General features: G+C 52.4%; 19 protein-coding genes. 9 read left to right on the top strand and 10 right to left on the bottom strand.

Features of this window, described 5'->3' with window-relative positions; translation table 11 throughout:
- Positions 1–24: 24 nt before the first annotated feature.
- The gene (locus tag ACIP6T_RS11750) at positions 25–876 is read right to left on the bottom strand and encodes a DMT family transporter (protein WP_400457950.1); all 852 of its coding nucleotides are present in this window, start codon (positions 874–876) and stop codon (positions 25–27) included.
- Between the two features lie 152 nt (positions 877–1028).
- Here ACIP6T_RS11750 and ACIP6T_RS11745 point away from each other — a divergent pair, with 152 nt between their 5' ends.
- Positions 1029–2363, top strand: coding sequence for a PLP-dependent aminotransferase family protein (locus tag ACIP6T_RS11745; RefSeq protein ID WP_400457274.1), 1335 nt, complete (start codon positions 1029–1031; stop codon positions 2361–2363).
- A 51-nt stretch (positions 2364–2414) separates the two neighbouring features.
- On the opposite strand, the gene ACIP6T_RS11740 is transcribed toward ACIP6T_RS11745, so the two are convergent.
- Positions 2415–3602 (bottom strand): MFS transporter, encoded by a 1188-nt coding sequence (locus ACIP6T_RS11740; protein WP_400457272.1) that lies wholly within the window; start codon positions 3600–3602, stop codon positions 2415–2417.
- A gap of 227 nt (positions 3603–3829) precedes the next feature.
- Here ACIP6T_RS11740 and ACIP6T_RS11735 point away from each other — a divergent pair, with 227 nt between their 5' ends.
- A complete protein-coding gene (locus ACIP6T_RS11735) occupies positions 3830–4711 on the top strand; it encodes a LysR family transcriptional regulator (protein WP_400457270.1) in 882 nt (293 codons plus the stop codon).
- Between the two features lie 118 nt (positions 4712–4829).
- Here ACIP6T_RS11735 and cspA read toward each other — a convergent pair whose 3' ends face one another.
- The 3 genes from cspA to ACIP6T_RS11720 form a co-directional block, all read right to left on the bottom strand.
- Positions 4830–5042 carry an RNA chaperone/antiterminator CspA gene (gene cspA / locus ACIP6T_RS11730; RefSeq protein ID WP_007885867.1) on the bottom strand — a complete coding sequence of 71 codons (213 nt, stop codon included), beginning with the start codon at positions 5040–5042 and terminating at the stop codon, positions 4830–4832.
- Between the two features lie 421 nt (positions 5043–5463).
- On the bottom strand, positions 5464–6216 hold the full coding sequence (locus tag ACIP6T_RS11725; protein WP_400457266.1) for an SDR family oxidoreductase: 753 nt from the start codon (positions 6214–6216) through the stop codon (positions 5464–5466).
- Between the two features lie 811 nt (positions 6217–7027).
- Positions 7028–7234, bottom strand: a complete 207-nt coding sequence (locus ACIP6T_RS11720; protein WP_400457265.1) for a hypothetical protein — start codon at positions 7232–7234, stop codon at positions 7028–7030.
- Between the two features lie 356 nt (positions 7235–7590).
- On the opposite strand from ACIP6T_RS11720, the gene ACIP6T_RS11715 reads away from it, so the two are divergent.
- Positions 7591–8262 (top strand): hypothetical protein, encoded by a 672-nt coding sequence (locus ACIP6T_RS11715; protein ID WP_400457263.1) that lies wholly within the window; start codon positions 7591–7593, stop codon positions 8260–8262.
- Between the two features lie 76 nt (positions 8263–8338).
- On the opposite strand, the gene ACIP6T_RS11710 is transcribed toward ACIP6T_RS11715, so the two are convergent.
- Positions 8339–9073: an SDR family oxidoreductase gene (locus ACIP6T_RS11710; protein ID WP_400457260.1), complete on the bottom strand. Its 735-nt coding sequence runs from the start codon at positions 9071–9073 to the stop codon at positions 8339–8341.
- Positions 9074–9181: 108 nt separating this feature from the next.
- Here ACIP6T_RS11710 and ACIP6T_RS11705 point away from each other — a divergent pair, with 108 nt between their 5' ends.
- Positions 9182–10000, top strand: a complete 819-nt coding sequence (locus ACIP6T_RS11705) for a LysR family transcriptional regulator (protein WP_400457258.1) — start codon at positions 9182–9184, stop codon at positions 9998–10000.
- A 172-nt stretch (positions 10001–10172) separates the two neighbouring features.
- Here the strand turns inward: ACIP6T_RS11705 and ACIP6T_RS11700 are convergent, their stop codons facing one another.
- Entirely contained in the window at positions 10173–11096 is a 924-nt protein-coding gene (locus ACIP6T_RS11700) for a LysR family transcriptional regulator (RefSeq protein ID WP_400457256.1), read from the bottom strand.
- Positions 11097–11210: 114 nt separating this feature from the next.
- Between ACIP6T_RS11700 and ACIP6T_RS11695 the strand changes: the two genes are divergently transcribed.
- The 4 genes from ACIP6T_RS11695 to ACIP6T_RS11680 all read left to right on the top strand — a co-directional run bounded on the left by ACIP6T_RS11695 (position 11211) and on the right by ACIP6T_RS11680 (position 16031).
- On the top strand, positions 11211–12362 hold the full coding sequence (locus ACIP6T_RS11695) for a M20 family metallopeptidase (RefSeq protein ID WP_400457254.1): 1152 nt from the start codon (positions 11211–11213) through the stop codon (positions 12360–12362).
- Positions 12350–13747 carry a Na+/H+ antiporter NhaC family protein gene (locus tag ACIP6T_RS11690; protein WP_345830244.1) on the top strand — a complete coding sequence of 466 codons (1398 nt, stop codon included), beginning with the start codon at positions 12350–12352 and terminating at the stop codon, positions 13745–13747. Before ACIP6T_RS11695 ends, ACIP6T_RS11690 begins: the two co-directional genes overlap by 13 nt.
- Positions 13748–13966: 219 nt before the next feature.
- Positions 13967–14524, top strand: coding sequence for a lipid IV(A) palmitoyltransferase PagP (gene pagP, locus ACIP6T_RS11685; RefSeq protein WP_097098264.1), 558 nt, complete (start codon positions 13967–13969; stop codon positions 14522–14524).
- Entirely contained in the window at positions 14514–16031 is a 1518-nt protein-coding gene (locus ACIP6T_RS11680) for an alpha/beta hydrolase (protein ID WP_400457252.1), read from the top strand. The genes pagP and ACIP6T_RS11680 overlap by 11 nt, the downstream gene beginning before the upstream one ends.
- Here the strand turns inward: ACIP6T_RS11680 and ACIP6T_RS11675 are convergent.
- The 3 genes from ACIP6T_RS11675 to ACIP6T_RS11665 are packed head-to-tail and all read right to left on the bottom strand — an operon-like array spanning position 16018 to position 21118.
- The gene (locus ACIP6T_RS11675) at positions 16018–16983 is read right to left on the bottom strand and encodes an acyltransferase (protein WP_400457250.1); all 966 of its coding nucleotides are present in this window, start codon (positions 16981–16983) and stop codon (positions 16018–16020) included. The two genes, ACIP6T_RS11680 and ACIP6T_RS11675, sit on opposite strands and share 14 nt — an antisense overlap.
- Positions 16980–20033, bottom strand: a complete 3054-nt coding sequence (locus ACIP6T_RS11670) for an efflux RND transporter permease subunit (RefSeq protein WP_400457248.1) — start codon at positions 20031–20033, stop codon at positions 16980–16982. Before ACIP6T_RS11670 ends, ACIP6T_RS11675 begins: the two co-directional genes overlap by 4 nt.
- On the bottom strand, positions 20033–21118 hold the full coding sequence (locus ACIP6T_RS11665) for an efflux RND transporter periplasmic adaptor subunit (protein ID WP_400457246.1): 1086 nt from the start codon (positions 21116–21118) through the stop codon (positions 20033–20035). Before ACIP6T_RS11665 ends, ACIP6T_RS11670 begins: the two co-directional genes overlap by 1 nt.
- A 756-nt stretch (positions 21119–21874) precedes the next feature.
- Here ACIP6T_RS11665 and ACIP6T_RS11660 point away from each other — a divergent pair.
- Positions 21875–24562, top strand: a complete 2688-nt coding sequence (locus ACIP6T_RS11660; RefSeq protein ID WP_400457244.1) for a cation-transporting P-type ATPase — start codon at positions 21875–21877, stop codon at positions 24560–24562.
- Positions 24563–24571 lie beyond the last annotated feature (9 nt).

The following is a 24571-nucleotide window of genomic DNA, read 5'->3' as shown; positions in this document are numbered from 1 at the left end:
CCTGATGCACGAACGGCTTAACACCTAACGTGCGAACTTGCGCGATCCTACCACGCAAAGAATGACTCCCAGCGTGATAGCAATCATCAAAGGGCTGACGGCCTCATTCAGTAACGAAGCAGACAAGCCAAGGCCAAAAAAGGGTTGTAATAGCTGAAGCTGGCCGACTGCAGCGATGCCACCGCTAGCGAGGCCTTTGTACCAGAAGATAAACCCAATCAGCATGCTGAAGAGGGAAACATAGCCAAGCGCTAGCCAGGCAGAAGTACTAATTTGGCTAACGGATTCAGGCAAAGTGATAAACGACGCCGCCAGCATGAAAGGGAGCGACATGATCAGTGACCAACTGATGACCTGCCAGCCGCCTAGCTGGCGTGACAGTTTGGCTCCTTCTGCGTAGCCCAAACCACAGACCACCACGGCTGCAAGCATCAGCACATCGCCGGTTAAAGAGACGGCGACGTTCTGAGAAAGCGCGAAACCAACCACCAGCAGACTACCTATGATGGAAAAAATCCAGAAAGCGAGCCGTGGCCGCTCGCCTCCACGAATCACACCAAACAGGGCGGTGGCAAGCGGCAGCAGGCCTAAAAACACAATCGAGTGGGCCGAGGTAACATGCTGCAAAGCCATTGCGGTCAAGAGCGGAAAACCAACCACCACGCCGAGTGATACCACGATTAACGAGACGATGTGGCGAAGAGAAGGGCGCTTTTCTCTGAAGCCGCAGATAAGCATCAGCGCCAGCGCTCCCGCGATTGACGCGCGGCTGAAGGTCAAAAAAAACGGGTCGATATCCTGAACGGCAATGCGCGTTGCCGGAAGTGAGCCGCTGAAAATAATGACGCCCAGTAGCCCGTTCAGCCAGCCAGACATCGCAGCTTTATCATGTTTATGTACCACCGTATTAGCCACGCTAAACCTCTTTTCAATGGATGGATGAAGACGACGCTTCTTACACGCGTTGACGCTACGGATGGTAAACGCCACAATCCATAACAATCAAAATATTGTCATGGATACATTGGATGAAAGCGCGCTATAAGGAAATTGTTGATGAATACGCGGCGGCCATTCGCCTGGGTGAGCTGACTGCCGGTACACGCTTGCCTACGCACCGCGTCTTAGCTGCGACCCGCCGCATTTCACTGGCCACCGCCACACGCGTTTATGCCGAACTTGAGAAAATGGGGCTGGTTAGCGGCGAAGCCGGACGAGGTACCTTTGTACGGGAGATTTCCCTGCCAGCGGGCCTCGGCATGGATCAACAAGTCGTCGCCACCGACGTGGTGGATCTCAATTTCAACTATCCCTCATTACCTCACCAGGCCGAACTGCTGCGCGATGCGCTACGCAATCTCACAACCTCAGGTGATTTGGAATCACTGCTGCGCTATCAGCCCCATGCAGGCAGACAGAACGATCGTGAGGCAATTGCAAGCTGGCTTACCGGTTTTGGCCTCAAGCCTGCTGCTGAAAACATTCTCATCGTGAACGGCGCACAGCATGGCTTGACTGTTGCCGCGATGGGGATGCTCCGTCCGGGGGATGTCGTGGCCGTTGATGCGCTGACCTATTCGGGGTTCAAAGCTCTGGCCACGCTGTATCAGCTGGAGCTGGCTCCCGTGCCCGTCACCTCAACCGGACCCGATCTCAATGCACTGAGACAGCTTTGCAAACGGCGCCGTATCAAGGCCATTTACACGATGCCGACTCTGCATAATCCGCTTGGCTGGGTGCTCGACCATGCGCAGCGGCGCGAGATCACCGGCATCGCTCGCGAACATGATTTAGTGATCATTGAGGACGCTGCCTACGCTTACCTGGCGGAGCGTTCTCCGCCGCCGTTTGCCTTGCTCGCTCCCGAAAGAACCCTTTATGTGACGGGCTTTGCTAAAAATATTGCTGCCGGGCTGCGGGTGGGTGCGGTGGTATGTCCGCCAGCATTTCGCCCAGCGATCGAGCGAGCTATTCGCGCCACCGTGTGGAACACGCCATCGCTGATGACGACGCTGGTGGCCGGTTGGCTGCAGGATGGGACTATCAGGCGGCTGGAATCATTAAAACGGAAAGATGCTCGCCAGCGGCAAGCTCTGGCGCGGGAAAGGTTGGGATCGCTCGATTACGTTAGCCATGAGAATTCTTATTTTATCTGGCTACCGCTGGCAGAAGAGATCCGCGCGGAACAGGTGGTGCGCCAGCTGTTGAACCAGCATATTTCTGTTTCAACAGCCGAGCCGTTCAGTACTGCCCCAAACGTTCCGCACGCAATACGTCTCGCTCTGGGGTCAGTGAGCCTGGATAAGCTGAAAATGGCGCTGGATAAAGTGGGCGACGTTATTCATTATCAGCGATATATTTGACTCGCACACCCGACAAAGCGGTTTGCCCATCATCATTGATAACGCATCTTTCTACGCCTCAGGTTTTTTCAGCCTTGAGACCAGAACCATGCTGCCGATGATGACAACGTCGGCCAGTAATACCATGCCCTGAAGACCGGCTGCAGCTATCACCCGGCCTCCGGCTAGTGCACCGGTTCCGATCGCGGCGTTGAAAATGGCCACGTATATAGCTGACGCCGGTTGTGCCGCCTCTCCAGCGCTACGAAGCAACCACGTCTGCAACCCCACAAACACAATGGAGATCCCTGCGCCCCATACTCCGAGCAGCAGCGCGGTGCACCAGAAAGGAAGAGGAGCCGCGCTTCCCAGGCCAAGCAGGCCGAGTGCGCCAGCACTCATGAAAAGTGCAATGAAAATTAGCCCTTTGATATGACGATCAATCAGCTTACCGGCAATAACGTTTCCCACCAGACCGGCAAGCCCTAACGTCAGCAGCAGGGCAGAAATGGAGGCCGCCGGTACCGCCTGAGCCTGCGTCAGCAGGGGTTCAAGGTAGGTGAACGCCGCAAAGTGCGCCGAAATAATGCAGGCAGTTGCCACGTAAAGGCTGAGGAGCAGCGGGTTTTTGATGATCCCGCAATAAACCTGCAGCTTTAGGGGTTGCGATGCCGCCAGCGTCGGAAGCGTCCAGTACAAAGCACAGGCCGTGGCAAGTGCCAGCAGAGAAATGGCCATAAATGCTTTACGCCATCCGGCGATATCCGCAATAAAACTGGACAGCGGGACACCCAGAACGCTGGCAGCCGAAACGCCGCCAAAGATAATTGAGGTGGCAAGCCCCAACTTTTCGATGGGAACCAACTGTACTGCCACGGTGCCGATGAGTGCCCAGAAAGCCCCGTGTGCCAGTGCGCCTGCCATACGCGCACTCATAAACGTGTTTAATGAGTGGGATTGGGTCGCCGCCATACATGAAAGCGCAAGGACCAGCATCAGAACCACAAGCAGCGCTTTGCGGGAAATCCGTGCTGGTATGGTCCCGGACAGTAGCGCGGCCAGTGCGCCAACCCAGCCATAGGCTGTCACAACAAGACCTGTGCCAGATTCAGTCTGCTGCAGATCCTTCGCTAACATGCTGAGCATACCAATAGGTGCCAGCTCGCTGGTTACAATGGAAAAAGCACTGATCCCCAGCGCGATCACAGCTATCCAGGCGCGTGCAGGTGACGGCCGTACGTGTAAAACGGTATCGCTCATGTAATCAATATCCTTCAATAAAATCGTGAGAAGTCTGCGAGGGAACGTTTAGGACCGGCTAGATTCAGGCACCTACGCCTTTCATCCCTTCTGGCGGATACGTTGAGTGATAGCCTCGAATTATGTGTTTGCATGTTTATCTCCTTGTGAAGGTTGCAGTATCATCCCTCTTAAAGTGATAAAACAGAGCTGAAAACGGAGAGCCGTTTTCCATAAATGGAAAAAGCATGAAGACAGATTTCAACTGGGACGACACGCGGATTTTCCTGGCCATTGCTCGAGCGGGAACGTTGAGTGGCGCGGCTGAAGCGTTAGATATGGGCATTGCTACGATTTCCAGAAGGCTGGATCGGCTTGAGCAATCGCTGGCAATAGCGCTTTTCAGCAGGCACCAAAGTGGATACCGGCTAACGGACGATGGTGAGGCACTGCTGGAGCGGGCGGAGGCGCTGGAATATGCAGGCCTTACATTCGGCGAGACGGCGAAACTGCAGGGTAATGTGGCCGGGCTGGTTCGGCTGGCAACATCGGACAATCTGGCCACGCATGTTATTTTGCCGTCACTGACAAGGCTTCTAAATCGCTATCCCGATCTGCGGCTGGAGTTACACAGCGGCGTGCAGTCCGTCAACCTGCACCGCAGGGACGCAGATTTAGCCATTCGCATGGTCAAGCCTGATGCCGGGAATCTGACGTTAAAACGGTTGGGAACCGTAGGTTTTGGCGTGTACGGTGCCAAAAAGTATCTTGAAGATCTCGGGAGTTTACCGCTGGACGAAGCGCAATATGTGACCTGGACTGACGCACATCAGCACCTGCCTGCTGCGCGTTGGGTCACACGAAAACTTCGAGGCAGGCCATGCAGATTAGAGGCGAACACGCTGGTTGCGCAGGTTTCAGCAGTGGCTGCGGGGCTGGGATTAGGCGTGTTACCGCACTTTATGGCGAGGGAAAACGGTCTGCATTGCGTGACCGCTGATATCGGTGCGGATCAGGCATTATGGCTGGTGATGCATTCTGACTTAGCTGGCTCACGCAGAGTCAGAGCAATCGCTGATCATTTAATTGCCGTATTTGATGAGCAGAAAGATAAATTGGCGTTGCCATGAGCAAAATAAAGGTAATAAAAAACCCGCGCTGGGCGGGTTTATTTTATTATCACGAGAGCTTAACTGCTCAGACTAATGTCTTCATCGCTATTGTAAGCGTCACTGATAATAACGCCGATTACAGCGGCGTAACGTTTCCAGCAGCTGGACCTTTAGCACCATTTTCAATGGTGAAAGAGACTTGCTGACCTTCATCGAGGGTTTTGTAATTGTCGCTCTGAATCGCAGAGAAATGGACAAATACATCCTTGCTGCCGTCGTTCGGCGTGATAAAGCCAAAACCTTTATCCGAGTTAAACCATTTTACTAAACCAGTCATTTTATTAGACATAGATACTTCCTTAATTGATGAGCCACTAAGAGCGGCGATGATGGCCTGTAGTTAGAGAGTGACTTATTGGGCACTTAGGAGGAGGCTCACGAAGAAGGGTATCTTGAGATAACACCTGAACTGAGGACTGCTTTACTAAAACTGCTTTCATAAGGTCTGTATTCCAAACCGATGGCGCTATTAAGACATAGAGAAATTAATTTAGCAACATTAAGGTATAATTATTTTAACCGCTTAAATGCCCAGATGGCTATATGCCTGTAAATTTCAGCTGATTGCAGGGTAATTGTTGTTTTTTTACTGAAGCTCTTTGATAAAGGGGCCAGATAAAAGCCCCAAAATAGTAACGTTAATAATTATTGGCGGAAGCACACCTTAAACGTCGAGTGTGATGTTATGGGCGCTGCACTGGAGCTTAATATTACGGGTTCATGGCTCCAAAGATAGCATCGTAGGTGCCATCTCGCTCAGCCCACCGCCGCGCATGATCGCGCTCCAGCAGAAGCTCTCCTCGGGGGATCTCGTCGCGTTCGAGAAGTTGCATCACCTGTGCGATGTAGTCGCCAGTCGGCATGGCGCGAGGATCGGCGGCCTGCTGTACGCCCGTCAGTTCCGTTTGCACATAGGGTGGTGAAAGCTCCAGCACTTCCACAGGAATCTTGCGGAGTTGATGACGTAGAGACGTAAGCCAGGAATGTAGAAAAGCTTTACTCGCACAATAGGTTGGATAACTGGTAAGAGGGAGGAATGCCAGAGCAGAACTGGTTGCCATGATTGTCGCATTTGGATTCTTTTTCAGCACTGGCAGCAGGGCCGACGTCACGCGGACTACGCCCAGGATGTTAGTTTCGATGATCTCCTCAGCGTCCGTTACGTCCCAGCTATCCGCCGTGACGTCCTCTGACCGAGAAATGCCGGCATTTGCAATGAGTACATTAAGATCGGGAAATCTAGCGTGGATGTCTTCAGCGAGGCGGGCCAGTGAAATAGGGTCGCCGAGATCCAGCGGTAAGCCGACGATAGCTGGACGTTTTGCAATAATTTCGTCGAGCAAGTTTTGACGGCGCCCAGTGACAATGACGCGATTTCCGCGGTCATGAAATGCCTCAGCGAGCGCACGGCCTATACCACTTGTGCCGCCAGTAATCAGAATAGTGTTTTCAGTCATCTTCATGGTGGTTACCTTTCCATCAGGGTGCTAAGGGGAAGGCCACGATAATGTTCATGAATTCTGGTGCAGGGGATCTTCGAAAGCCCACATGGCTAATGTAGCCATACTGTGCAGGTTCGGTTCAGGGATCCACCAAAAAGAGAAGAATGAAGGCAATACCGTGGCGCCTGTTCCGAGTTCCCTCTGCTGAGGCCCTCTCGGTATTGGGCGCGTTGGATAACGATAACGCCTGCGGCAAGACCATAAAGATGGCTGCGAAATCAACTGTATCTTTGAGGCCTCTCAATTGTCAACCCGTCCGTCTGCCGCACATCTTTATCGCTTGATTTGCGTATTACCGCAGCACGCCCGCACGAGTGATACCTTGAATTGATAGACCCAAAATATAGTTATTTGTTGTCAATTCAGTTTTATTTTAACCAAACGAAATATCAGCAGAGGCTGTGACAAGATTAATCAATAAGATGAAATATCTCAATCATCCGCATATTTTTATCAAAATGCAGCAGGGCCAGATATAGCCTTTTATTTTTATGGATTAGGATTGCGTATTATTTAGTAATCCCTTTCTGGCAAGCTACTATCAGCGTTCATTCTGCCCGGTTTCAAAACACGGTCGGGTAGGGTAAAATATCCTACTTCAACGTTTTATTGTTCTCAGAAATTTAATTCTTACCCGGAGATTATTCATTTGCAGGATCAGACCCCGCAGAAATCATCCCGACGCCCACGTGCAGACGGCGAGAGAAATCGAATCCGCCTCATTGGTTCAGTGATTTCCATTGTTTTGTTTACTCTTGGTTATCTGTTGATATCAGCGGGGGAGAGATTCGAGAGAATAATGTTTCACTTTGAGGTAAATGAATGACTGAAGCGATTTCCATGCTGAACGCTCCAGCATCATGGCTTTCATTCCGACACGAGATCGCGCCAGCGCACTCATCAACCCTGACAGCGACGCTGCAACACTCATGGCGGTGTTAACTGCTACATGATTTTCGTATTTCAATTCATCACCCATGTGTAAACGTAGTGTTATTACGCTTATCAATAGGAAGGGCGTTCGCCGTATGTCATTGTTGACGAGGTTTTTTCGCTTAACGGGGAATAGATCAATATGAATTACGAAAGTTGATGTAACTTAATAGCTGTTTTTCATAGACATAGATTACAGGCAGCATTGAATAAAGAATCGTTCGGGTAGCACCAGCCTGGGATCAGCGACAGAAAGTTGACGAGAAAGAAGGGGGCGGGCATCAGTGGCTAGGGTCGTTATTCGACCTGTGTACAGTTGCAGTGGATGAAAATTTGATGGTCGTATAGAGCGAAGGACCAAATACAATAGCGTCGAGTCATGACCAAAAAAGGACCTTACAGATGATAAACAATACACAGCAGTTATTTTCTCTGATTGAAAAAAACATATCCGCTCTTCATCCTCCGTTTATTATCGGTATCAGCGGAACGTACACTTCTGGTAAAACCCTTTTTTCGGCAGGGCTCGCCCGGTACTTACAGAGTCAGGGAAAGAAAGTTCAGATTATTCATTATGATGATTTTCATCATCCTTTCCCTGCCATACAGTGGACAGATGGACGTGACGACGAAATAAATGCTTTTTATAATAAGGCCTTCGATAGCGGAAAACTCATTAATGAAGTCCTCATCCCACTGGAAGAACAAGGTGTACTCAACAAAGAAATTGACTGTATAGATCTTGGCAGCGGTCAGCAGACGAAAAAAATTCACCTGGATATTGATGTAAAAACCATCGTTATTCTGGAGGGGGTTTTGCTGTTCCGGGCGCCCATACTGCCTTTTTTAAACTATAAGATTTTTTTGGATATATCGGACAAGGAAATGCTACGACGGGGAACCGTCCGGGATGTGCCGAAATTTGGGCACAGCATTCTCGATTTATACAGAAGTCGATATATTCCTGTTCACCATCGTTACCTGGAAGAGGATTCTCCCAAAGCGATCTCCGACATCGTGCTGGATAATACCCACTATGACACCCCGGTAATGTTAATCTCAGAAATACAATAATTATTTGATGCGTCTTTCTGGATTGTCACAACACCCTATTAGAACAAGGGGCTCTCAAGCCCCTCAAAAAACCGTTTTAAGCATTCTGCCGCGTCGCGGCTAACACAATTTCCCGAACGCATACGTATTCAGGTTGCGAATAGGCATACTCAATCGCATGAGCCACATCTTCCGCACTCAATACTTTACCGCCCATCTCTTGCTTCCACTGGTTATATCCGGTTTTGATATCATCATTCGTTGTATGGCTTAGCAGTTCGGTTTCAACCGCTCCGGGTGCAATCACAATAACGCGGACGTTATGTGGGGAGAGCTCCTCACGTAAATTTTCTGACATACCATGAACGGCAAATTTGGTTCCAACATAAACAACATGATTGGGGAAAGTCTTACGCCCCGCAACGGAACTGATGTTGATAATGGTGCCCGCTTTACGTTCAATCATGCCCTTAGTAACAGCATGGACGCCATTCAATAGGCCTTTCACATTCACATTAAGCATTTGCTCCCACTCATGCGGGGTCTGATGTTCAACAGTGCCCAGCAGCATCACACCCGCGTTGTTAACCAGCGCATCTACCGGCCCAAACTGCTGCTCAGCTTCATTTACTGCTGCAGTAAATGCATCAATATCAGTGATGTCTACCGCACGGCACAGCGTATTGGGCAAGTTTAAGGCGTTCATACGGTCAACACGGCGTGCCAGCAGCAGCAGCGCATGGCCGCGAGCAGACAACAACTTAGCGGTGGCCAACCCGATACCAGAACTTGCTCCAGTAATAACAACTAAAGCTTTGGCTGAATTGCTCATCAACATTCCTCATAAATAAAAATGATAGCTTAATGGTGGGCATCACTTTAAATTGGCGTAATTTTGATGAAAAATCGTTTATTTCTTTTACAGGCATAAAATTTAATTATGGATAAGCGACAGCTGACAGCTTTCCTTTGTGTGTTTGAAGAACGCAATATTACCCGGGCGGCTGCAGAGCTAAGTCTGACCCAACCCGCACTCTCCGCTACCATCAAAGCTCTTGAAGAAGAGTTAGGTACGCAGTTATTCGTGCGTAAACCACGTGGAGTGGAGGTGACCGAAGACGCACGAGTCCTTTATCCTCACGCCCGACGAATGATGGGCGAAATGAGTGCGTTAACCGCTCGATTCCGCAAAAAGCATGATAAGTTTCCGCTCAGTTTAGGTATTGAACAGGATATTGCCTCATCCCAACTGATCACCCTGCTGGAACGAATCAATCATAATTTGCCAGATGTGTTATTAACGCTGACGCCTGGATGTAGCGGCGATATCCGCCTGGGCTGCGAAGGGCAGCTTTGCGAAGACGAACTCTTTATTCCGCTGTTTGATGAGCGCTATGTGCTGGCTTTTCCACTCAATCACCCGATGAGTCAAATCACCGAATTAACCTCTAAGCAGCTCAACGATCAACCTTGGGTGATGTCTCCGGAGCACGAATCCCATCAGCGTTTCCTGCCGCTATATGGCACTTCTGGCAGTTTTCCTCGTGCTAACGCGGGAAGTTTCACGTTAGCACTGAACCTGGTTGCCGCGGGTGTTGGCTTAACTATCGCTCCGGTTTCATTAGTTGAAGAGCAGTGTAATGTGGCTTTTCGTTCACTTCCCGGTTATCCACTCATGCGCCGAACCGGAATTTGCTATGCGATGCATACGCAGCTAAATCCAATAATTGAACAATTACTGGCTAACGTCAGTGAATAAAGTGATTGATTAGAGGTAACGACATCATATCCAGTAGATCGCAGATAACTTCGGCTTTATCACCTCTACCGGGACGTGAAATGACGGAAATTCATTGGGTGTCATCAAAAATTATGAGCGTAACCTGGGGTTATCGTGTTCCCCATCGCAGTTGGTTAGCGAGGAATGAACCTCAAGCTTCATCCTCTAATGAAGCCGTAAAGAACTGGCACAGCAGCTGCCAAAGGTAATGCGCGGCAGGCGTCAAACGGTGATCGGCGCTGCGCAGCAGATGACACTGACTTTCTTTGGCGATGCGATGATCAATGGGAACAGCCACCAGTTCGCCGCGTTGCAGCGGTGCTTTTACCGATTGAGCAGTCATAAATGAGATGCCTAAACCGGCCTGCGTTAGCGCAATGGCGCTGGAAAACAGATTGCAACAGTAGGAAGGCGTAAAAATAATCCCTTCACTTTTGAAGATGGCGTTGATGTAACGCTGCAAACCAAATTTTTCATCCATGGCAATTAAACGATGCTGGGTTAATTGGCTGGCGCTGACGGCGGGAAGCCCGGCCAGCGGATGATCCGGCGGCACGATGGCGCAAATAGGGCCGCGCTGAAAACTCAGGCATTTCACGCCCGGCGGTCCCGCTGGGCCGAAGCTCACCGCCATATCCACTTCTCCTTTTGCTATCAGCATCACCGTGGTTTGCATATCGCCTGACATGATGTTCACAAACACGCCAGGGTAGGCGAGAGAAAATGCCTGCACCACATGCCTGACGACATCGTCCACCATGCCTTGTCCGACGCGCAGGTTAATTGAGCCGCCGCGCATATGACGCAAATCCTGCAGCTGCCGCTCCAGCATCTTACGGCGCTGGCTGGTTTGGGCGAAATCCTCCGCCAGCATTTTGCCCGCTTCGGTCAACACCACATTGCGTCCGCGCCGCTCCAGCAGCGGCAGTTGCAGGCTGCGTTCCAAAGATGAAAGCTGCCGGCTAATCACTGAGGGATTGATACCCAGCGCATCTGCCGCGCGGCGAATACCGCCATGCAATCCAACTTCATACAAATAGCTTATGGATTTCTCAGGATAAGTGGACAACGTCATACTTTTTGCCAATCTGTTGCTCTCAGAGCAACAATATTAACATTTACTCCTCATTTTTTAACGTCAATATTTCTGCGCATACTGGCTGTGACACTAAGACAGATGGGTAATAACATGAAAAATATAAAAGATTATTTGCAGCACCATGCCGATGAAATTCTGGGAGACATCAAACGTCTGGTGGCGGCGGAATCGCCTTCGCACGACAAACTGGCGGTTGACGAGTGTGGTGAAGTGTTGCAAAGCCTGTTTCAGCAACGGTTAGGCATTAGCGCTAGCGTGTCGCGGCAGCAGGAGTACGGCAATCACCTCAAATTCACCTTGGGCGATAGCGGCCCGCAAACGACCATCATCGGCCATTTCGATACCGTCTGGGATCGGGGCGAACTGACGCTACGCGAAGAAGAGGGCAAGTTATTCGGGCCAGGCGTACTGGATATGAAAGCCGGGCTGGTTCAGGCGATTTGGGCAGTGCGCGCCTTGCAGGCGCTGGATCGGCTGGTGGGTAAACGCATCGTTTTCCTGTGTAACAGCGATGAGGAGTTAGGCAGCCCGAGCTCCAGCGACTGGCTGGCGCAACATGCGCCGGGAGCCGATCAGGTTTTAGTGGTTGAGCCTGCCGTGGCGGGCAGCGGGGCGCTGAAAGTGGCGCGCAAAGGCACCGGACGTTATGACATCACCATCGCCGGGCAAGCTGCCCACGCCGGCAATAATCCGGAAGAGGGTGTGAGTGCAATTCATGAGATGGCCCAGCAAATTCTGGTGCTGCATGCCCTGAATGCGCCAGAGCGCGGCACCACGGTCAATGTCGGCATCGCCAACGGCGGCGGTCGCATCAATGTGGTGGCGGATCACGCGCAACTCGGTATTGATACGCGCGTCACGTGCGAAGAAGAGGCACAGCGCATTGATGCGGCCATCAATCAACTTCAGCCATTTAGCGCGGGGATTGGTTTACGCATCAGCGGTGGACAGAAGCGTCCGCCGATGCGCCAGACGCCCGCCTCGCTGCTGCTGTTAACGCGCGCCCAGCGGGTGGCGCAGGCGCTGGGCTTTTCGCTGGAAGGAAAATCGGTCGGCGGCGGCAGCGACGGCAATTTTACGGCGGCTTTGGGATTACCGACGCTGGACGGTCTCGGCGCAACCGGTGCGGGCATCCACGCACGTCATGAGCACATTATTATTGCTGACATCGTCCCGCGCGCAGCGTTAGTGGCAGGCATGATCCTCGCAGACACTGAGGAGGTCACGCCATGTCACAACTAAACATTCAGCAGGCCAGCAGCGCAGCGCCCGTGCAGGAAAGCGGGCAGAGTCCTTATCTTTTGCTGTTTATCATTTTGGTTCTGGCGGCGGTAGCAACATGGCTAATTCCGGCCGGCGTCTTTGATTTCGTCACGCGTGACGGGATCAAATTTGCCGTAAAAGACAGTTTGCATGCGGTACCGCAAAGCGGGGTTTATCCGCTGGAAATCTTTACGGCGATTGCCAAAGGGATGGTGAAATCCGCACCGATTATCTTTCTGATTCTATTTACCGGTGGCGTGCTGGCGGTGGTTGAGGAAACGGGTGCCATCGCCACGGCGTTGAATTCCCTGTCGCGCAGCACGCGCCTCAGTGACACGCGCATGGTGCTGATTTTCGGCACTATCTTTGCCTTGTTAGGCACTACCGGTGTCGTGGTCAACGCGGTGGTGGCGTTTGTGCCCATTGGCCTGCTGGTGGCGCGCTCAATGGGGTTGCCGCCAATTTTGGGCGCGTCGCTGGTTTACCTCACCTGCGCGGCGGGTTTCAACGTGGCAATCCTCAACCCGGCGACCACCGGTTTAACTCAGCATCTGGCACAGCTGCCGTTGTTCTCAGGCATGCTACTTCGCGGTATTACCTGTTTGCTGTTTGTCGTCAGCGCGATTGCTTACCTGATCTGGTCAATCCGTCGCGCGCGTCAGGATGGGTATCTGCGGCCAAAACAGGCGCAGGGCGCTGAGCAAACGGCGAAGGTTACGGGTCGTCATAAGCTCATTTTAAGTACGGTCGCGCTGTCGCTGCTGCTGTTCATTAGCGGGGCGGTGAAGTTTCACTGGGGCACCAGTGAGATGTCGGCGATGTTTATCTTACTCTCAATTGCCGTGGGGTTGATGGGGCGCATGTCGGGTTCGGATATCGCCAACACCTTCCTCAGCGGCTGTTCGAAGCTGGTGAAGGGCGGGTTTATCGTCGGCATGGCAGCCTCGATTTCGCTGGTGCTGCAGCAGGGCAACGTGCTGGACCCGATTGTCGGTTTTCTGTCTGATTTGCTGGCGCCTATACCGCCAACCGCAGCAGCGATTGGCATGTTTATCAGTGCCGCCCTGATGCACTTCGGCATCTCTTCCGGTTCCGGCGAGTCTGCTTTGCTGATTCCCATCTTCTCACCGCTCGGCGATAACCTTGGTTTGACGCGTCAGGTAATGGTGCAGACGGTGCTGCTGGGTGAAGGCATCGTAAACTGCATGAGCCCTACATCAGGCGTGCTGATGGCGGTTTTGGCCACGGCGAACGTGTCGTTTGGCAAATGGCTGCGTTTTGTTGCGCCGGTCATCGCCGTGTGGTTTGTTATCTGCGTAGTGATGCTGCTGATTGGCGTGGCGATAAACTGGGGACCGTTCTGATATAAAACCAGGAAGCGCGAAAGGGCTTCCTGGCCGCTTCTGATACGTTTATAAAACGGATTTTATCGACCCATAGCCATGGGCATTTGGCCCGTCAGAAATTTCCTATAGCAATAACAAGCAACTATAATCTACCCGGTTAAGTGGCTTGATCTGCTCTCTTAGCACGTCAGCTTTTCCACCCCCTTTTCATGTCGATGAATTTCAGAGGCATAAACTATGCGAAGTCTTCAGGCGACCTGGTCTCTTATCTTGATTCTGAGTGTCTTTCCTGCCAGCGCGGCTGGCACGCTGAGTGATGGCTGGGAATGGCTCAAGCAGGACGTTTCTCAAACCTGGCAGGAACCGCAGTATTACGATCTCTATTTGCCCTTTATTAGCTGGCACGCGCGCTTCGCTTACGATAAAGAGAAAACGGACAACTATAATGAAACGCCGTGGGGCGGTGGCTTCGGCGTTTCACGCATCAATGAAGAGGGTAACTGGAGCGCGCTCTATGCGATGGCATTTAAAGATTCGCATAATGAATGGCAGCCGATTGTTGGCTATGGTTGGGAGAAAGGGTGGTATCTGGACCAGCAGCGCGATTTTCGTCTCGGTCTGGGGCTAACCGCTGGCATTACGGCACGGGATGATTTCGCCAATTATGTCCCGCTGCCCATTGTCCTGCCGCTGTTCTCTGCGGGCTATAAACGCCTCAACGTGCAGTTCACTTACATTCCCGGCACCTACAATAACGGCAACGTGCTGTTCGCCTGGTTACGCTATGCGTTCTGATGCCGCTAACGCACTGTACAAAGATAAAATTGGCAAACTCCTCAAGCGAACAGCCGTGGGCGTGTTGGTTTTACTCATCGTGTTTCTGGGGATTCGCGGTTATCAATCCGAGCAGGGGCCGCCATTGCACCGCTGGCATACCTGGGCTGCACATGAAATGGCGAAAGATGAGATTGATCGCGCCAGCTTCGCTGATTATCTGGCGCGAGAAGATGCCATTTTCCATGACATGAAAGTCAATGTAACCGATCAACTCAGTGATGAGGATAAAACGCCGCTTAACCGCTTTAACCAACACAGTTCAGTTTATCCAGCGCGGTTTGATACCGACTGGAATCGCTCTTTTATCCTTGAACCAGAAGGTGAGGTGAAAGGTGCTGTGGTATTGCTGCATGGGTTAACCGATTCGCCCTACAGTATGCGTTATTTGGCGCAGGCCTATCAGCAAAAGGGCTTTGTAGCGGTGGTGCCGCGCTTGCCCGGTCACGGCACGGCGCCCGGCTCGCTCACTAAAGTCGACTGGCAAATGTGGATGGCGGTGACCCGCTTAGCGGTGCGTGAAGCCACGCGCCTGGCGGGAAACAATGTGCCCTTGCATCTGGTTGGCTACTCCAACGGCGGCGCATTAGCCGTGAAGTACAGCCTCGATAGCCTGCAAAATAACGCGCTGCGTAAACCGCAGCAGATCGTGCTGCTGTCGCCGATGATAGGCGTCACCGCCTATGCGCGATTTGCCGGATTAGCAGGCTGGCCAGCTGCCATTCCAGGATTCGCCAAAGCCGCCTGGCTGAGTATCGTTCCGGAATATAATCCCTTTAAATACAACTCATTTCCTGTGCGCGCCGCGCGTCAATCCTGGCTACTAACCCAGGCCATGCAGGATCAAATGCTGCACATCATACGCAGCGGAACAATGCAGGCATTTCCACCGGTGCTGACCTTCCAGTCCGTGCTGGATTCCACCGTCAGCACCCGCGCGGTCGTGAATGCGTTTTATCGCTATTTGCCGGATAACGGCAGCGAGCTGGTGATGTTCGACATCAATCAGGCGGCAAACCTACGCGCGCTCTTCAGACCCGCACTGTATTCGGCAGCAAACAGTTTATTGCCCCCGGCACCGCGTCGCTACACATCCACGGTGATCACCAATGCGTCGCCCAATACCTATGACACCGTGGCGCGTATTACCCCGGCTGAAGAAACTCAAGAGAGAGTGCGTTCATTGCATGCGGCGTGGCCGCAGGATACGTATTCTCTATCGCATATTGCGCTGCCATTTCCGCTTAGCGATTCGTTGTATGGCCGCGAACCGAGCGAAAGGAACCGTTATGGCATTAGCTTTGGCACCATTTCACTGCGTGGCGAAACCGCCAGCCTGATAGTTGGGCTTGATACCCTGATGCGCAATACATCCAATCCGTTTTTTGATTTTATGATGCTGCAGATAAAAGGGCGCATCGATTGCAGCAGCCAGGCTGATGTTCAACCCTGCCTTAAAGCGTTATGACTTGTTTCAACCAGCCGCTGGCGAGAATCAGCCGCGACAGCAACACCGAGGCGGCAAAGGTGACCACAATCAGCGTCAGCTTGGTGGCTAACGAGGTAATCGGAATCAGCGCTGTCACCAGGTGGAATACCGAATAATGCAGGATGTAGACTCCGGTCATGGTTTTGCTAATGGTCCCCAGCAGGGCTTCTTTTATGGCCGCATTGCGGCGAAAGCGCACCTCGCTGGCGGCAATGACCAGCGCCACCACCAGCAGATAGATTTGCGATCCGGTCAGGATGAAGGCATTGCGATCGGCTTTAAACAGCGCAAAGAAGAAGTGCTGCTCGTAAAACCAGGTGAAAAGATAAATAACGGGCAGGGCGATAATCGCGCCGCGCGCCACCTTTTTGCGCGCCATCCAGTCGGAAATTAGCGCATCGCCCAGCAGCTGGCCGGTTAAGTAAAACAGCAGCCACGTCCAGAGGCGATATTGCGGTTCAAGACTAAAGAGGTGCTCATCAGGATACAAAACCGAGAGCAGGTCGTAGCCGTAAGAAAAGACCAGCAGGCTAAACACCAGCCCACAGAACAGCAGCCGATGCCGGCTAAGCCAGAGCAGCAGCGGATGAAAACTGTAGATAATAATGAATGAGAAAACGAACCACGGTTGAATCAAATAGCCGCGCTGATAAGGTTCCCACAGGTAATAGATCGTCATCCAGAAGAGAAACACGATCACCACATTTCTGATCTTTCCTATCTGCCAGTGCACATCCTGCTCGGCGCGCGCATCCATAATCCCGGCGACGACAAAAAACAGCGGCGTAGCAATGGTGGAAATAAAGGTAAGAAACGCCAGAATCCAGTGGTAATCATAATCGTAGCGATCCCAGGTGTTATACAGGGTGAAAAACGTCACTGCCGCCATGCAACCCAGGGTTTTGATGACATTGAGCCCGGTATTATTCATGACGCGGTTTGGCGATGGAAGCAGGCATAGATCACCGGCAGAACCAGCAGCGTCAGCACGGTTGCAAAGCCCAGGCCGAACATAATCACCACCGCCATGCTTTGAAAAAATACATCACGCAGCAGCGGCGCGAGTCCCAGCACGGTAGTGAAAGCCGTGAGCAAAATCGGGCGCAAACGCGAGGTGGCGGCATAGAGGATCGCTTCTCCCTGCGGCTTCAACAGCTTCTGTTGTTCAATCTCCTCAACCAGCACAATTCCGTTACGGATCAACATGCCACTCAGGCTTAACAGGCCAATAAGGGCCATAAAACCAAACGGAATGCCGGTGATCAAGAAACCGGGCGTGACACCGATTAGCGCCAGCGGCACCGTCAGCCAGATGGCAACGGCATTCTTCAGTGAGCTGAACATCAGCACGGTAATGACGAACATCACCAGATACCCCAGCGGCAGCGAGGTAAACACTCCTTGCTGCGCCTCACTGGAACTTTCGGCATCGCCTCCCCATTCGATGCTGTATCCGTGCGGCAGCGGGATGTGATCAATCTGCGGCTTTACGCGCGCCAGAATATCACCGGACGTATCGTTGCTGAGCGGATTCGGGTCGGTCTGAACCGTCAGCACCCGGCTGCGATCGCGGCGCAAAATCAGCGGATCTTCCCATTGCAAGCTGAAGCCGCTTACAACATTACTGAGCGGAATATACTGCTGCTGGCTCTGGCTCCACACCAGCACATTATTCAGATGATTGGCGTCCTGCCGCTCGCTGGCCGGTGGCCGCACCATTACCGGCAGCAAATCGGCGCCTTCACGATAAAGCCCCACGCGGCTGCCTGAGAAATTCATCTCCAGCGCGTTATCAACATCCTGTTTATCCACGCCTAACTCACGGCCGAGCGCCAGATTGTACTGCGGGCGAATAACTTTGCTGCGGTTTTGCCAATCATTCCGCACGCTATCAGTGGCGGAATCCTGAGTCAGGATGGCATCAACCTGGCTGGCAATCAGCCGCATTCTGTCGGGATCGGGTCCCTTAATACGCACCTCGATCGCGCTGCCGCCGGAAGGGCCAAACATCACCCGTTTGGTGCTGGCGTTCACCTGCGGATACTGGCGTGCAATGTAGCTGTCAATACGCCGGGTAAGGGCGGCGATATTGCGCTGATCGTCCATGCGCACCATGATCTGCGCGTAATTGCTGTACTGGCGCTGCCCGTTGTAAGTGAGAATAAAGCGCATGCTGCCCTGACCAATGGTGGTTACCGTCGAGATCACGCCCTGCTGGCCGGTAATCGATTTCTCAATCTCGCTGGCCATGTTTTCAGTAGATTTGATGTCGGTGCCGTAAGGTAACCAGAGATCGACAAAGAAGATCGGCGTATTGGCAGACGGAAAGAAATTTTGCCGTACCGAGCCGAATCCCCAAATTGCTAACGCCAGCAGCACCGCCATCAGAGAAAGCGTGAGGGTTTTCTGCGTGAGCAGCACCTGCAACACCCGCTGATAAAGCCGATAAAAGCCACCCTCATAAGGTGAGACACTGACCGCGGCGGCGGCTGACGCCTGCGCGTTAAACAGCCACCATTTGATCAGTACCGGTGTGATAGTGAGGGCGCAAAACCAGCTCAGCAGCAGGGAAATCAGCAACACCTGAAACAGCGATTTGCAGTATTCACCGGTAGAATCCTGCGATAATCCGATGGGGGCAAACGCCAGAATGGCGATGATTGTCGCTCCCAAGAGGGGGAAGGCGGTGCGGCGAATAACGAAGTTGATGGTGGTCATGAGGGGCGAGTTTTGCTGGCGCGCCATCAGCACGCCTTCGACAATCACAATGGCATTATCCACCAGCATACTGAGGGCGATGATGAGCGCGCCCAGCGAGATACGCTGTAGCTCAATACCGCACAGATACATGATCAGCAGCGTACCCAGCACATTCAGCGCCAGTGAAAGCGCAATAATTATGCCGCTGCGCACGCCCATAAAAATCAGCAGCACGCCGACCACAATCGCTAATGCCATGAGGAAATTAGCAATAAAGCCATTCACGGAGTGCGCCACTTCCGCAGCCTGATCGTAAAACACATTGAGTTGGATGCCCGCTGGCTTTTCTGCCGACATCTGCTGCAGTTTGGCCTCCAGCGCACGACCAACGTCAATCACGTTTACCCCAGGGATAAACGAAATTCCCATGGTCACCGCCGGACGTCCGCTCGCGTGGTAGATGCTGGAGGGCGAATCGCTCAGCCCACGCGAGAGCGTAGCGATATCGCGTAATCGGGTGGTGGCGTGGTCGCCCGGCGGGCTCACCAGCAGATTGCTTAACTCTTCGATGTTTTGAAACTCACCGGTGGGATGCAGGCGGATAGATTCCGTCCCGGCTTTGATCTCTCCCGCGCTTGAAACCACATTCAGGCGGCTCAGCACGCTGGCAAGTTGCGGCAGGGTGATGCCGCGCGCAGCCATCATCGTCAGCGAAACATCGACGTTAATTTGCTGGGGGATCACTCCGCCGAGCGCCACTTTCCCCACGCCCGGAACCAGCACCAGTTCACGACGCAGCTGCTCCGCGTACTGCACTAACTCCGGATTACTGAAGTTATCGCCTGAAATCGTGAAGAAAAAACCGAAGACATCGCCGAAATCATCATTGACGAACGGTGCAGGAACGCCGGGAGGAAAGAAACGCGCCGCGTCGCCCACTCTGCGCCGCAGTTCATCCCATATTTGCGGCAATTCACGGGAATGGTAGCGTGAGGCAATGTTCACTGTAATCTGTGACAGCCCATTAGATGAGATCGAACTGACGTTGTCCAGATACGGCAACTGCTGCAGCGCGTTCTCCAGTGGCAAAGTGACTTCCTCTTCCACCTGCTGAGCGGAGGCACCGGGATAATGCGTAACCACCACCGCGGTTTTAATGGTAAACGCGGGATCTTCGAGGCGACCAATATTGAGCAGGGCAAAAATACCGCCGACGCCCAGTAACAAAATCGCCAGCCAGACGCGTACCGGATTATCAATAAACTGCCGGGAGATATCCATTACAACCCCCGCTCACGCGTCCAGATGCGCACCGGCTGCTGGGCATGCAGTTCATTCACCCCGGCGGCGACCACGCGTTCCCCTGCCTTAAGTCCGGCGGTAATCACCACGCCGCGATCGGTCACTGCACCGACGCTGACTTTTCGATCCTCCACGTGCAGCCGATCGCCGCTGCCCTGCACAACCCATACGTGGGGTTCGTTACGCTGACTGTTATCCGGATTGAACACGGCTTCAACAGGTACTACGAGGGATTCACGATCCACATTGGCTGGCAAATTGGCGAGATTAATCGTCACCGTGCCGCTTACTCCGCCTACTGCAGGAAAATCTGCTGGGCGCGGCATAGTCAAAATAATTTGCCATGTCAGGGTGTTACTGCTGCTGCTGCCGGTGTGTTCCTTGTATTCTGCCTGGAATTCACGATCCGGCAGGCTATTAATGCGCACCACGGGTCGATAAGTCATGTTGCGCATATCTAACGCGGTAAACAGGTTCTCCGGCACGCTAAACACCACGTCGAGTAGATCGGTGCGGGTGAGGGTGGCGATGGTTTGACCGGCGGCAACCACCTGATGATTGCGAACATTAACCGTAGCGGCAATACCGCTAAAGGGCGCGGTCAGCGTCATTTGACCCAACTCTTCGCGCGCGATTTGTAGCGCTGCATTGGCGGCATCCCGATTGGCACGCTGCACGTCCATCTCTGCCTGCGAAATTGCCTGCCGGCCTGAAAGCGTTTGAAAACGGGCAAACTGGCGCTGGGCAAGCGTGGCGGCAGTTTGTCGTTCATTAACGCGTTGCTGGGCTTCGCGTGCGATTAATCTGGCGATTTGCTGCCCCTGCACCACGCGGGTTCCCTGACGAATATCCAATGACTCAATCTGCCCTCCACGCTTAAATGACACCTCTGTGGAATCGCCAGACTCAATGCGAGCCGGAAATATGCGCTGTTGCGATGCGCCGGAAGCCATAACGTCAAACACTTTAACCATGCGCGGTGGCGGAGGGACTTCCTGCTTTTTTTGATCGCAAGCGGTTGTTATAAAAATAACAATGGCAAGCAGAGTAAAATAACGCGTCACTGTATTACCCTCAAAAATAATGCGTTAATTATCAACTTTATTATTAGTGGCTTATTAGTTTCCCAACATCGAAACCACCGCGTAGGTAAATAAGCCAACGGCAGAGCATGTGATAATCGCCAGGACGACATACAGGCTGATACGAAAAAGGCTGTAGACAGGCATAGCTGCCTCCATTAACCAGGGCCGCAGTAAAACGGCGTCATCGCTATAAACGGGAAAGGGTTCAATGAGATATTTTGTTATGGATGAGCATAGACCGATAAGTCAAAAAAAGTAAAGGGAGATGATTTGTAATATTTTTATTGAAATCAATAAAACAAAAATCCACAAAATGATATTTTTATAGTTATTAAATCCAGGTGGCTAGGGTTTTGTATCGCCATAATGTTTTCATAATAGACGTTGAAACTCTAGCATTACAATGAATTTACTCTGATTTTTTTATTATCTATTGCGATGTGAAGGGCGCGAATAAGTTTCGCGCTCACATTGCTTATTTCTTTTTCTAAATGAATGCGCTGAATTTACCTGTGCTACGTTTATAGCGTTCATTTTTCAAATTTATAGCGTTGGCCTTACAGCATTTTTAGCTGCTCAGCTTAGGGCTGGCAGCCATTAATTACCTATTTTTCAATCCTGAGCGCGCCTCTTTCCAGCCTGGAATAATGAGTCTGCGCTTTTCGTTTAATGGCAATCTGTGCATAACCGGATATCACCGCCTTGATTTCCGAAACAGGATTTGAGGAGAAAGCGATGAATACAGCTAAACCGGAAAGTACCTATTATCAGCTTTCTGTCGATGAAGCGCTGACGCATACCGGCAGTTCAACCGAGGGGATAAGTGGTTCCGAAGCGGAAGCAAGATTAAAGCAGTATGGAGAAAATGCGCTTCCTCAAAAGCCCGGCAAGCCAGCCTGGCTGCGCTTTTTGGCCCATTTTAACGATGTTTTAATCTATGTATTGCTGGCGGCCGCGGTCCTGACGGCGGTGATGGGCCACTGGGTGGATACGCTGGTGATCCTCGGTGTTGCGGTAGTGAACGCCCTGATTGGTCACATTCAGGAGAGCAACGCGGAAAAATCCCTGCAGAGCATTCGCAATATGCTTTCCAGTGAAACGGTGGTTATCCGCGCTGGTCATCATGAGACGCTGGCAACCACCGCATTGGTACCCGGCGATGTGGTGGTTATCCGCGCGGGCGATCGCATCCCGGCTGATCTGCGCGTTATCGAAGCCCATAATCTGCGGGTTGAAGAAGCGATTCTTACCGGCGAATCCACAGTCGTTGAGAAGGGTACAGAGGCCCTGAGTGGAGAACTGCCGCTGGGCGATCGCACGAATTTGCTGTTCTCCGGCACCACCGTGAGTTCGGGGGGCGGAAAAGGGCTGGTGGTGGCGACCGGCGGCGCAACGGAACTGGGCCACATCAACCAGATGATGTCCGATATCGAGAAGCATCGCACCCCGCTACTCGTGCAAATGGACAAACTGGGTAAAGCCATTTTCCTGATTATTCTGGCGATGATGGCAGCCTTGTTTGTCTTCAGTGTGTTGTTCCGCGATATGCCGGTTTCCGAGCTCATGCTTTCACTGATTAGCCTTGCCGTTGCCTCGGTTCCCGAGGGATTACCCGCCATTATCTCCATCATTCTTTCCCTGGGTGTGCAAACCATGGCCCGGCAGCAGGCGATCATTCGTAAATTGCCCACCGTGGAAACCTTGGGTGCGATGACCGTAATCTGCTCGGATAAAACCGGCACGCTGACCATGAATGAAATGACCGTGAAGGCCATTATCACCGCCGATCAGATTTACCGCGTGGAGGGCGTAAGCTATGAACCGGTGGGGGCCATTCATAAAGCTGACGATGCTGCACCTTTGACGATTATCCAAGGGTCGCTGCTGGAGCGCTATCTGCGCACCATTGATTTGTGTAATGACAGCCAGCTGATTAAAGATGAGAACGGGCTATGGAAGATCACCGGCGGCCCCACCGAAGGCGCGCTGAAGGTGCTGGCGGCAAAAGGGCAGCTTCCGTCGGTGATCACGGAGCTGCGCAGTAAGATTCCTTTTGATTCGCAATACAAATATATGTCTACCCACTATCGCATTGGCGAAGAGGAGTGTGTGCTGCTCACCGGAGCACCCGATGTGTTATTCAGGCATTGCCAGCAGCAGCAGACGGAAACCGGTCTGCAGCCACTCGACCTCGCCTGGTGGGAGGCCAAAATTGAAGAGTATGCGCGCGAAGGATTACGCATGGTGGCAGCGGCCTGGAAACCCGCCACGCCAGGACAAAGTGAAATAACCCATCAGGATCTGCATCACGGCATGATTTTGCTGGGGATTGCCGGAATGATGGATCCCCCGCGGCCGGAAGCCATCACCGCAATTGGCGACTGCCTGCAAGCCGGGATTCGCGTCAAAATGATCACCGGTGACCACCCGCAAACGGCCATGAGTATTGGTCAGATGTTGGGTATTGGTAACGCCGCGAGCGCCATTACCGGACGTGAACTGGAAGTGATGGACGATCATCAACTCAGTGAAGCGGCGCAATCTTATGACATCTTTGCCCGTACCAGCCCCGAGGATAAGTTCCGCCTGGTGCAGGCGCTGCAGAGCAAAAAAGAGGTCGTCGGGATGACCGGCGATGGCGTGAATGATGCGCCTGCATTGAAGCAGGCAGATGTCGGCATCGCCATGGGAATCAAAGGTACCGAAGTCACTAAAGAAGCCGCGGACATGGTGCTGACAGACGATAACTTTGCCACCATCGCTAGCGCCGTCAGAGAAGGGCGGCGGGTTTATGATAACCTGAAAAAAACCATTCTCTTTATTATGCCGACGAACCTCGCGCAGGGGTTACTGATCATCATTGCACTGCTGGCAGGGAATTTAATTCCGCTCACACCGGTATTAATTCTGTGGATGAACATGGCTACCTCCGCCACGCTCTCCTTCGGCCTGGCCTTTGAGGCTGGAGAGCAAAATATTATGCGACGCCCGCCGCGCGATCCTAAGCTGCATGTGATGGATGGATTTGCCATCTGGCGAGTCATTTTTGTCGGTTCAATGATTGCCATCAGCGCTTTTGTGCTGGAAGCATGGTTACAACCGCGCGGCTATTCGCCCGAGTTTATTCGCACCGTGTTATTGCAGACGCTGGTGACGGCTCAGTGGTTCTATATGCTGAACTGCCGCGTCTCCGACGGTTTTTCATTAAGCAAGGGTTTGCTGCTAAATAAAGGCATCTGGATTGTGAGTGCGGTACTGCTGGTGCTGCAACTGTTAATTATCTATGCACCCTTTATGCAACTGCTGTTTGGTACTACCGCGCTGCCTTTCCGTTATTGGGTTATTACCCTACTCATCGGCTTCGTGATGTTTTTGATAGTGGAAATTGAGAAACCCCTCACGAGGCGATTCAGAACCCGGTAATTGCGGAGA

Source organism: Pantoea sp. NPDC088449 (assembly GCF_044753225.1).
Taxonomy (GTDB): domain Bacteria; phylum Pseudomonadota; class Gammaproteobacteria; order Enterobacterales; family Enterobacteriaceae; genus Pantoea; species Pantoea floridensis.
Note: the sequence above shows the minus strand (reverse complement) of the source record. Positions and strands in the feature narration are given on the sequence as shown.